Here is a 9942-nt window from a genome sequence, read left to right on the forward strand (position 1 = left end):
TCTCGACGCTGCGCGCGTCGAACCGTTCCGGGCTGGTCATCCCCACCTTTTTAACCAGGACCACCATCCCGCCCAGGGTGGCCCCCTCGCCGGCGAGCCAACCCGCCACCCCCCGCCCGGGCCCGCGGGCGCGCCCGCCCCCCCCGCGCCCCGTGATCGAGCGCCGGGCAGGCCTTGCACCTGCATTTCCCCGCAGGAAGCGGGGCGTCTTTCCTTGGACCACCAACGCAGGAGCTGCCGCCCTGAGTTGCGGCGATCAGCTCGTGATCAAGTTTAGCGGACGCGGTCAGTGAGTCACCCCGAGACCGCATATGAGGCGCACGAGCAGCTGCTGTCGGCGGCCATCGAGGGCAGCGAACGGGAGGGATGGACGTGGGCCACCATGAGCAGTGCGGCTCCTCCTCGCCCTACGACGGCGCTCGCTTCTGGGCACTGCTCGTCTTCCGTACGGCCTTCCGCGGACGCGCCTGAACACGGATATTGCTGGCCAACTCACCTGCCTGCACCGCCCCCTGGGGCACCGCGGGCGCTTGCCTGGTGACTCCGTCCGGGACGGTTGCGGGCGCAGAGCCGGGCGTGAGGTTCCGCAGGGCGCATGCGGGCCTATCTGCGTTGCGGTCGCGATGGTGCGGACCCGCCCGGTCAAGGATCGGTCTGGAACGTGACCAAGAGCGCGCATCCTGGACGCCTGCGGCGGCCCCTGAGCCGGGCGGCATGACGGCGCGGGTGTTTGCATACGCGCAGATCAAGGGCGAGCGGATGCACGGGAATACCAAGATCACGGCAGATGCGCGGGCTCTTTTCGGAAAGAGATACGAAAAGCAAGCTGATTGCCCGTGCAATGCCTACGAAAGTGTCCGATCAGTCCCGCGTTGTACTGCAGATGTGGGCATTTGACCGAATGGCGCCGGGCGGAGGGTGTCACTACAGTCACGGAGCGCGAACCCGCGCTTACCAGGCCCCGGGTCCGCGCTCCACAGCAACTCGATCTAGGAGAAGCCCTTGTCTGGATCCCCCTTCGAGTGCGGCCTCAAACGCCTCAGGCGTCGGTCCGCGCATGACCATAACAGCGCCGCTGTCGAGGGCGACACGCCCGTCAACACCGAGGCAACACCCGGCAACAGCGCCGCTGCACCGCACACCCCGGTGGCGGCGGCCACTCCTGTACTCGTCGTCGTTCCGATCTCCCCTGGCCCGATGGAACTGGCAACAGCCCTGGTCACCCTGGCGGTCTGGGCCATGATGGTCTGGCGTTCCCGGCGCGGAGAGCCTCCCGTGTCCTCATGATCCGCAGGCCGACGACCCGTCGGCCCTGATCGCGATCCGCCCGCATCCGAGGCACGAAACGGATGCACACGTACCGCTCTTCGTCACAAATCCCGGGCGACGATCCCCATTTCGTCGCCCGGGAAAGTCACCGAAAAGGGAAAACGCCACGATGGGGAACACTTTTTCGCACCCCACCTGCAACCACTGCGGCACGCCACGGCAACTTCAAGCCACTGGCCGACCCGGAAAATACTGCAGCACCAAATGCCGTCAGGCCGCACACCGGCAGCGCCATACGCCCTCGCTGCCGCAGGACACCGAGCAGTTCGACCAGGCCCTGCGGATCCAGCTCAACCAGATCACCGACAAGGCACGGGAGATACTTCTCGCCCTCGAAGACCCGTGCGCCCAGCCCGACGAGCCACTGGAGCAGATGGTCCGCCTGCAGGTTCTGGCCGAACACCTCACCCCGAACATGGTGGCCAGAACCAAACAGCGCGGCACCTCCTGGGAACGGATCGGAAACCTGCTCGGCATGAACAAGGACACCGCCCGCAAGAAGTGGTCCCTGCCCGCCCGACGCAGCCTCCCACCCCAGCGCCCCGTCCTGGCACCGCCCCGGCCCCCCAGTTCCGGAGCTCTCGCGCCCGCCGACCCGGACAGCACCGGCGACGGCGCCGACCGCCGCTCCCACACTGCCCCACCCCCGGCCGGCCCGCCCGCCCGGCCCCTCCTAGCGAGCCAGGACCTGGCCACCGTCCTCAGCAGCCTCCAGCGCGCCTCCAAACTCAGCCTCAGAAGCCTCGCCGGACGCACCGGCATGTCCCCCAGCTATCTGTCACGGATCATGTCCGGCGAACGCTTCCCGGCCTGGGAGAAGGTCGAGGACCTCGCCCGTGCCTGCGGCGCCGACCCCGAAGTCCTGCGCCGCGTCTACGAAGCCTCCAACGCCCGACGCGACGGACCCCGTCCCGTCTCCCTCGCCGCCGCCCTGCGCTACCTGCACATGCGCGCGGGCAGCCCCACCGCCTGGGCCATCGCCGTCACCAGCGGCGGCGAGCTGGACCAGGACCTCATCACCGACCTGCTCGCCGGCACCACGACCGGCCAATGGCCCGACGTCCAGCGCCTCGTGCAGCTCCTGGACGGCGAACCCGCCTACTTCTTACCGCTCTGGGAAGCCGAAACCCCCGTGACCCCTGCCCCGGAGCCCAACACTGCCCCCCAGCCGCCGGCCGTCAGGGCACCCGCGGAAACCCCGCCGCCGAGCGCCCGCCTTGAGGAACTCCTCACCGCCTTCAGGGGCGCCTTCGGCCCCCCACGCCCCCACCATCCCCCCCTCCTGCGACGCTGCCTCGCCGCCCCCATCCGCGGCGCCACCCACTGGGACGGCCGATGACCTCCAGGGCCCGAGAACCTCTACTCCTGACACCAGGTCGGCTGCCGTCCCGCCGAGGCAGGACCACTTCGCCGATGGTTGCCGCCCGCCGCCGATGCGCACTGCCGGTACATCGCCGAGCGGGTGGGCACGAAACTCCGCTGGAGCCTCGCCGTTGACGACGCCGAGCTGGCCGCCTTGGACGGCGAGGCTTCGGGCTGTCGGGGCCAGTCGGTGACGTACGAACCTGCCCCCTGAGCGGGCCACGATCCCCCTCGCCGTCCGTCTCGTGCGGTGGGTGGGGCTCGCCTGGGCTCGCATACGGCCGGTAGGGGCCGGGGGTTCACGGTTGCCGCAGCGGTCTCCTCGTGAGGGCTAGGTCGCCGACGATATCCACGAAGCCTCTGTAACCCTTACTGAGCTTCCGCGCGTGATGTCGTCAACCGAGAACGGCCTGCGAGCTGGGTCAGCTCCGGTCGCCCAGCGTCACCAGGTGAGAGATCACTAGGGTCCGTCTTCAAAGATCATCGGTGTTGGATCATGGTGAGGTGATACGCCGTCATGAACTCACCGATCAGGAGTGGGAGTTACTCGCTCCGCTGATACCGCGGGCTGCGACCGGCCGGCCGCGCGTGTCGGACCGACAGGTCATCAACGGGATGGTCTACAAGATCCGGACCGGGATCTCCTGGCGCGACCTGCCGGAACGCTACGGCCCATGGCAGACCGTCTACACCCGCTTCCGCCGTTACGCCCTGGACGGCGTGTTCACCCGGGCCCTTCAGCAGATCCAAGCCCGTGCGGACGCGGCCGGCGACATCGACTGGCTCGTCCAGATCGACTCCACCATCGTCCGTGCCCACCAGCACGCCGCCGCCACCGGCCGAAAAGGGGGATCAACAGGCCGGACGAACCGGACGATCACGCCCTCGGTCGATCCCGAGGAGGTCTGACCACCAAAATCCACCTCGCCTGCGATGGTCGCGGGCGGCCTCTCGCGATCCTGGTGACACCTGGCCAACGCCACGACAGCATCTGCGCACGCCCCCTCCTGGAACGCGTTCGGGTCCCGCGCACGGGCCCGGGCCGACCACGCTGCAGGCCCCACCAAGTCATCGCGGACAAGGCCTACAGCTCCCGAGGCTTCCGCGCCTACCTGCGCCGACGCGGCATCGCGCAGACCATCCCGGAGAAGACCGACCAGCAGCGACACAGGCAAAACCGCGGCCGCCGCGGCGGGCGACCACCGGCGTTCGACCGGCAGCTCTACCGCCAACGCAACATCGTTGAGCGCTGTTTCAACCAGCTCAAGGGCTTCCGCGGCATCGCAACCCGATACGAAAAGACCGCCACCTCCTACGAAGCGGCGGTCACACTCGCGTCATTCTTGCTCTGGGCAAGATCCGTTTGAAGACGGACCCTAGTACGGGCCGTAAGCCGAGACCGGAATTAGTCGGCGAGCAGGGCATGCATCCACTGGTCCTCGCGCTGCTCGATGTACTCGGCGTCGCTGCGCCAGGCGTTGCCGTGGCCTTCGGCCCACAGTGTCGCCCAGGGCTGGACGCCCCGGGCGGCCTGGTCGCGCAGGAAGTCGTGCATGGATCGCGTTCGGCGCCCCAGCAAAGGGACCGTGTGACGGCGTTCGGCCTCGTCGAGGCCGTAGGCGTCGGCGAAGACCCGCAGCCGGGCTGCGGCGTCGGGGCGTTGCCAGTCGGGATGCGCGGACAGCGGAATGAACCCGTGCATGGCGTACGCGACGTCCCACAGGCGGGAGCCGGGGCCGGCGGTGTCCCAGTCGATGAAGGCCCACTGCCCCTCGTCGCCGGCCACGAGGTTCCACGGTGCCAGGTCCTGATGGGCGATGATGTCGCTGCCCTCGGCAGGGATCAGCACCTGCCAGTGCGCGTCGGGCGGTGGCGTGAAGCCCTGCACGGCCTCGTGGAAGTCCCGGATCAGTCGCGCCACGTCGGCCAGGTGCCGCTCGGCGTCCAGCAGGGAGAACCGGTCGGGCCAGACCACGTTTCCCGGCACGAAGGTCAGCACTTCCCGCCCCTGGTCGTCGATGCCCAGCGGGCGGGGCGCCGCCCGGTACCCCACCTCGTACAGGTGGGTTAGCAAGGCGTGCACAGTGGGGGTCCACGGTCCGCTCGGGCGGCGGACGGTATCTCCGACCCGGACGACACCAGTGCTGACGTTCCCGCCGGACAACGGCTGTTCCTCATCATGGTGCACCAAGCCAGCATGTCCGATCAGCCCGCCGCGTTCAGCCCATTTATGGTGATCACCGCAGGGCGCCGCTGGGCGACGGGAATCACCCCATCTCGCAAGCCCGGTCCTGTCGGCGACATCGCGCGGGGAAGCTCAGTAGACGCGAACCGTCGCAGCACGACGCTCTTGAAAACTGTCGTAGTGCAGGGCGGTGAGGAGCGGCATCCGTAGAGGGGCGGCGGGGCCGTACGTGTACGCCAACACCCCGTAATCCATGCGGCCCGCCCGTCAGGCTTGGGGACGGCGTCGGATCCCGCAATCGTCAGGCGCTAGGTGTCACTCCGCCTTCCCCCGCCAGGAGGCGAGGTTGTTGCGGGTGGTCAGGGTGTCGGGGTGGTCTTTGCCCAGCACCCGAACTCGGTCGGCCAGCAGCTGCTCGTACGCGGCGGCGGCCCCGGCCGCGTCTCCCGCCTTCCCCCGCCAGTGGGCGAGGTTGTGGCGGGTGGCCAGGGTGGCGGGATGGTCCTCACCCAGCACCCGAACTCGGTCGGCCAGCAGCTGCTCGTACGCGGCGGCGGCCCCGGCCGCGTCTCCCGCCTTCCCCCGCCACCGGGCGAGGTTGCTGCGGGTGGCCAGGGTGGCGGGGTGGTCCTTACCCTGCACCCGAACTCGGTCGGGCAGCAGTTGCTCGTACGCGGCGGCGGCGTCGGCCGCGTCTCCGGCAGTCCCCCGCCAGTGGGCGAGGTTGTGGCGGGTGGTCAGGGTGGCGGGGTGGTCTTTGCCCTGCACGCGAACTCGGTCGGGCAGCAGTTGCTCGTACGCGGCGGCGGCACCGGCCGCGTCTCCCGCCCTCCCCCGCCAGTGGGCGAGGTTGTGGCGGGTGGTCAGGGTGGCGGGGTGGTCTTTGCCCAGCACGCGAACTCGGTCGGGCAGCAGCTGCTCGTACGCGGCGGCGGCACCGGCCGCGTCTCCCGCCCTCCCCCGCCAGGAGGCGAGGTTGCTGCGGGTGGCCAGGGTGTCGGGGTCGTCTTCACCCTGCACGCGAACTCGGTCGGGCAGCAGTTGCTCGAACGCGGCGGCGGCACCGGCCGCGTCTCCCGCCTCCCCCCGCCAGGAGGCGAGGTTGTGGCGGGTGGTCAGGGTTTCGGGGTGGTCCTCACCCTGCACCCGAATTCGGTCGGGCAGCAGCTGCTCGTACGCCGCTACGGCGTCGGCCGCGTCTCCGGCCTCCCCCCGCCACCGGGCGAGCTCGTGGCGGGCGGTCCGGGTGTCGGGGTGGTCGGGGCCGAGGTGGTGGCTGATGGTCTCGGCCAAGCGATGGAAGTGAGTTTTGGCGGCGGTGACCTGGCCGGCTTCGCCAAGGCTTCTTCCAGCCCTGTACAGCACCACATGCGCGCCGGGCTCGTACAGGCCATCTCCGGCGGTGCGAATGAGGGCGGTGGCATTGGTGCGCAGGGACTGGGCGAGTCCGGTGTCGCGTTCGATGGCGGGCCAGGCAGAGGTGAGAGCGTCGGCGGTAGTGCGGGCGAGCTGGTCGTGCTCGTCGGGGGTGAGCGTGTCACGGGTGGCGCGCTGGATGAGCTGGTGGACGCGGATGGCCTGGTGGGGGGTGGCGGGGTTGTGGTTGATGAGGCTGAGCCGGTCCAGCGCCCGCAGTGCACCGACGGCCTCGACCGCAGTGATGACGGACGCGGGAGTCACGTCCTGTCCTTTGGTGCGGTGCTGGGTGAGGTGTGTGAGGGCGGGAGTGCTGGTCAGGACGGTTTCGGGGATGCCGTTGGGGTTGAGGAACGCGGCGAGCTGGAGCATCGAGCGGGCCAGGCCGACCGGGCGCAGGGTGTCGGCGCGGTCGACGGACAGGGACCAGGCTGCCGCCGCACTCTGACTCTGGTCGTCGGGCAGGACCTCGGGGGCGGCATCGGCGAGCAATACGGCTCGGTCGGCCAGCAGCCTCCGGTAGGCGGCGGCGCTGATGCCGGCGTCGATGAGATAGGCAGCGGCCTGCGACAGTGCGAGCGGCAGGTGTCCTAAGTCCTGGGCGAGCGCGGTGAGCTGTTCGGCGCTCTCGTGGCGGTCCCGTGCGCCGAGCGCGGCGGTGAGGTAGGCGAGGGACTCGGCTTCGGAGAACAGCCCGACCTTGATCAGACGGCCGGCCAGCGCAGCGTCCTGGCGGCGGGTGGTGACCAGGATCCGGCCGTGCGGGCCCGTCGGCGGCCACAGACCGTTCAGGTCGGCCGGGTCGGTGACGTCGTCCAGGACAATCAGCCACCGGCACTGCCTCGTGTTCGCCTTGGGTTCCAGCCAGGCCAGGAACGCGCGGGCGGCCGTCTCCCGGTCGGCGGGATCGGCACCCAGGACCTCTACGGCGGCCTGCGCATACCCGGACGTCACCGCGGTGGCGTTGCCGGCGGTGATCCACACCAGCACGTCCAGCTCGCCGGCCTGCCAGGCGGTGCGGGCGTAGTCGGCGGCCAGCTGGGTCTTGCCCACCCCGCCCATCCCGGCCAGCACCTGCCCCCGCACCGTGTCCTGCCCGACCAGAACCGCGGCCTGCCCACCCGTGAGGGCCTCACGCAGCCGCACCACCTCAGCCCGGCTCTGGAAACAGCCCGCACGCGGCGGAATCACCCCCACCTGATGCGGCCACACCGCTACAGGCCGCCGCGCCCCGTAGTAGTGGTGATGGTCGGCCTTGCCCGTCACCGGGCCGGTGAACACACCATCACGGAAGTCGACGTGATCCCCGCCCTCAGACCCGTCCCGCGCCTCCCCGCCCACCACCAAAACCCCTCGCACCTGGCCTGATCCAGCATTCCGACCGTACCCGCGAACCCACCCCGGCCACCGGCCCTTCACGACACAGAGCAGACCAGCAACAGGCGCCGATTCCCCCAGACGTCCCCCAGCAGCACGCAGAGGAAAACCGCAGGTCAAGGACATCGGACATAGCCCGCTGTAGATCTGCTAGGGTCCCGGTCCGGAGATCCTGTCGCAGTAGCGGCAGATGCGGTCGATGATCTGATCGGCGGTCTTGGTCCACTTGAAGGGCCCAGCCTGTTCGTTCCAGGTCTTGATCCACTCTTCGAGCCCGGCCTTCAGTTCATCAAGTGAGCAGAACACGCCGCGTTCAAGGCAGCGTCGTTCCAGCTCCGCGAACCACCGCTCGACCTGGTTGATCCAGGATCTGCGGTTTCTCGTCGACCGCGAAGACGGCCGTGTTCGCCGGCGGGGCGAGATACAGTCCGACCACGTCACGGATCTTGTCGATCAGCAGCGGGTCCGGAGAGATCTTGAAAGTTTCGTGCGCCAGGGCTGCAGTGGTTGCAGGTCGGGAACGCCTTCGGGTCTTCGTAGACCTGGAGGCGGGGGTTGGCGACCAGCGCGCGTAGTTCGCGTTTGCCGAGGTAGGTCCCGGCGTAGCGGTCCTCCTCGGCACCGTCGTCGACGAAGGAGCCCGGCGACACCAGCGCCTTCTCCACCAGGACGTGGAAGGCGTCCGTGTCCGTCGCGGCCAGCAGCGCCGAATGGTCCGTCCAGGCGAGATGCGCGATCTGGTGGGCGACGCTCCAGCCGGGCGCCGGGGTGGCGAGCGCCCACTGCTCGGCGCTCAACTCGGCCACCAGCCTGTCGAGTTCCTCGCTCTCCTCGCGCAGGTCGTCGAGCACGGGCGTCGGATCGGACACGGGACGCTCCCCTCGGGCATGGCAGCGCCGAAGAAAGCAAGCAAGCAAGCAGGCATGCTTGCATAATTGTGGCCGTTCGGTGCACGACCCGGGGCGAGGGCTGCGCGGACCCTGTGTGCTCAATACACTCGGCGATCGCGCCCATCGCGGCGCACACTCGCATATCGGGGGACGAACGATGAGCAACTGGAACCTGGGCGGACAGCCGCCCCAGGGGCCGCAGCCCTACCAGCCGCAGCCACCTCAGCCCTATCCGCCCCAGCCCTACGTGCCGCCGCAGCCCCAGCCGCCCTACCCGGGGCCGCCGGTGCCGCCGCCGGGCGGGCCGATCACCCGGCTGCGGCGGCGGATCGGCCCCATCCACACCGCGCGCAGGGTCTTCACTCCGTCACGGCCGGGCATCGTCTCGGATCCTGAGGTGGCGCGGATGCGGAAGATCAGGACCCTGGTCGGCGTGGGCGCGTTCCTGTGGATGTCCTACGCCTACAAGCTCGCCCCCAAGCTCAGCGATGCGGCGGACGAGCAGGTCGACAAGTCGTGGACCAGCGCCCTCGTGCTGGCGGCGACCCTCCCGGTCGTCGTCGGCGTCCTGTACGGCCTGGCCGCTCCGGCGGCGCGACGGGACCTGCTGCGCCGGGCGGGGCGGTGCTTGGGCGCGATCGTGGCCATGATGGCGGCGGCCTCCGTCTTCCCGATCATCGTGCTCTCAGGGTTCTTCGAGGGCCAGGAACCCCTCGTGGAGGGCCACTTCACCGTGACGAAGGGCCTCATCCTCGCGTTCACCCTCTTCGTCCTCTTCTGGGTGACGCCGTTCGTTGTCTGGGGCGTGGGACTCGCCGTCCAGCACGTGTTTCGCACCGCGGACATCCACGAGACGGTGCCGCCGCTGCTGATCATGGCGTTGGCGTGGGAGATGGCACTGATCGACATGTTCACCGGCGCCCACGAGGGCGTGCCGACGGTGATCCGGTACGTGTTCATCCTGGGCGCCCCGCTCTCCGTCACGGCGGTGGGCCTGTGGGAGCTGCAACGGCTGCGCGTGCACTACGGGCTGGGGATGCGGGGACTGCTGATGCGCTAGGAACGGCGCCTCGCAGGACGTACTCGTGATCTGGTTTTGAGGTCGTGGGTCGCCACATGAGGCGTCCCCTCTGTCAGATTGCGGCGTGCTGCTGCGGCGGGTAGCGCGCTCGCGCTGTGCTGCGTGGATGGGCGATACCCGGCTGGAACCTGTCGTGTTGTCGGAGGCTGAGCGGCTGACGCTGGAGAGCTGGGCCAAGCGCCGCTCGACCGCCCAGGGACTGGCGGGGGGGGGGGGGCGGCGGGGGGGGGGGGGGCCGGCGGCCGGCCCCCAACCCCCACCCGCCCGCCCCCCGCCGGCGCGGGGGGGGCGGGCGGGCCCGC

6 protein-coding genes and 2 pseudogenes are annotated in these 9942 nt (G+C 69.9%); 3 read left to right on the forward strand and 5 right to left on the reverse strand.

From position 1 onward, the window contains the following. The first annotated feature begins 1438 nt into the window (after positions 1-1438). Both ACFWYS_RS40465 and ACFWYS_RS40470 read left to right on the forward strand, forming a co-directional pair. Positions 1439-2668, forward strand: a complete 1230-nt coding sequence (locus ACFWYS_RS40465; RefSeq protein WP_384780744.1) for a helix-turn-helix domain-containing protein — start codon at positions 1439-1441, stop codon at positions 2666-2668. A gap of 530 nt (positions 2669-3198) precedes the next feature. Next, a protein-coding gene (locus ACFWYS_RS40470) for an IS5 family transposase (RefSeq protein WP_384780929.1) occupies positions 3199-4058 on the forward strand; the annotation gives its coding sequence in 2 pieces (ribosomal slippage) (positions 3199-3565 and positions 3565-4058; 861 coding nt in all). A 38-nt stretch (positions 4059-4096) separates the two neighbouring features. On the opposite strand, the gene ACFWYS_RS40475 is transcribed toward ACFWYS_RS40470, so the two are convergent. From ACFWYS_RS40475 to ACFWYS_RS40495, 5 genes and pseudogenes are all read right to left on the reverse strand, one after another. Then, on the reverse strand, positions 4097-4855 hold the full coding sequence (locus ACFWYS_RS40475; RefSeq protein ID WP_384780932.1) for a phosphotransferase enzyme family protein: 759 nt from the start codon (positions 4853-4855) through the stop codon (positions 4097-4099). 336 nt (positions 4856-5191) lie between these two features. Continuing rightward, positions 5192-7573, reverse strand: coding sequence for an FxSxx-COOH system tetratricopeptide repeat protein (gene fxsT / locus ACFWYS_RS40480; protein WP_384780747.1), 2382 nt, complete (start codon positions 7571-7573; stop codon positions 5192-5194). A 246-nt stretch (positions 7574-7819) separates the two neighbouring features. Continuing rightward, positions 7820-7975, reverse strand: coding sequence for a hypothetical protein (locus ACFWYS_RS40485; RefSeq protein ID WP_384780750.1), 156 nt, complete (start codon positions 7973-7975; stop codon positions 7820-7822). 61 nt (positions 7976-8036) lie between these two features. Beyond that, positions 8037-8173: pseudogene (locus ACFWYS_RS40490) on the reverse strand (IS630 family transposase); the annotation flags it as partial. Positions 8174-8235: 62 nt separating this feature from the next. After that, positions 8236-8538 (reverse strand): annotated as a pseudogene (locus tag ACFWYS_RS40495) (maleylpyruvate isomerase N-terminal domain-containing protein); the annotation flags it as partial. A gap of 178 nt (positions 8539-8716) precedes the next feature. Here ACFWYS_RS40495 and ACFWYS_RS40500 point away from each other — a divergent pair. Next, complete coding sequence (locus ACFWYS_RS40500; RefSeq protein WP_384780753.1) at positions 8717-9619, forward strand: hypothetical protein; 903 nt, start codon at positions 8717-8719, stop codon at positions 9617-9619. Positions 9620-9942: the final 323 nt, after the last annotated feature.

It is taken from the genome of Streptomyces sp. NPDC059010 (assembly GCF_042740355.1).
Classification (GTDB): domain Bacteria; phylum Actinomycetota; class Actinomycetes; order Streptomycetales; family Streptomycetaceae; genus Streptomyces.

What these genes read in the sequence shown, in the direction of transcription:
- ACFWYS_RS40465 (WP_384780744.1), top strand. Translation starts at nt 1,439, where the DNA reads ATGGGGAACACTTTTTCGCACCCCACCTGCAACCACTGCGGCACGCCA.
- ACFWYS_RS40500 (WP_384780753.1), top strand. Translation starts at nt 8,717, where the DNA reads ATGAGCAACTGGAACCTGGGCGGACAGCCGCCCCAGGGGCCGCAGCCC.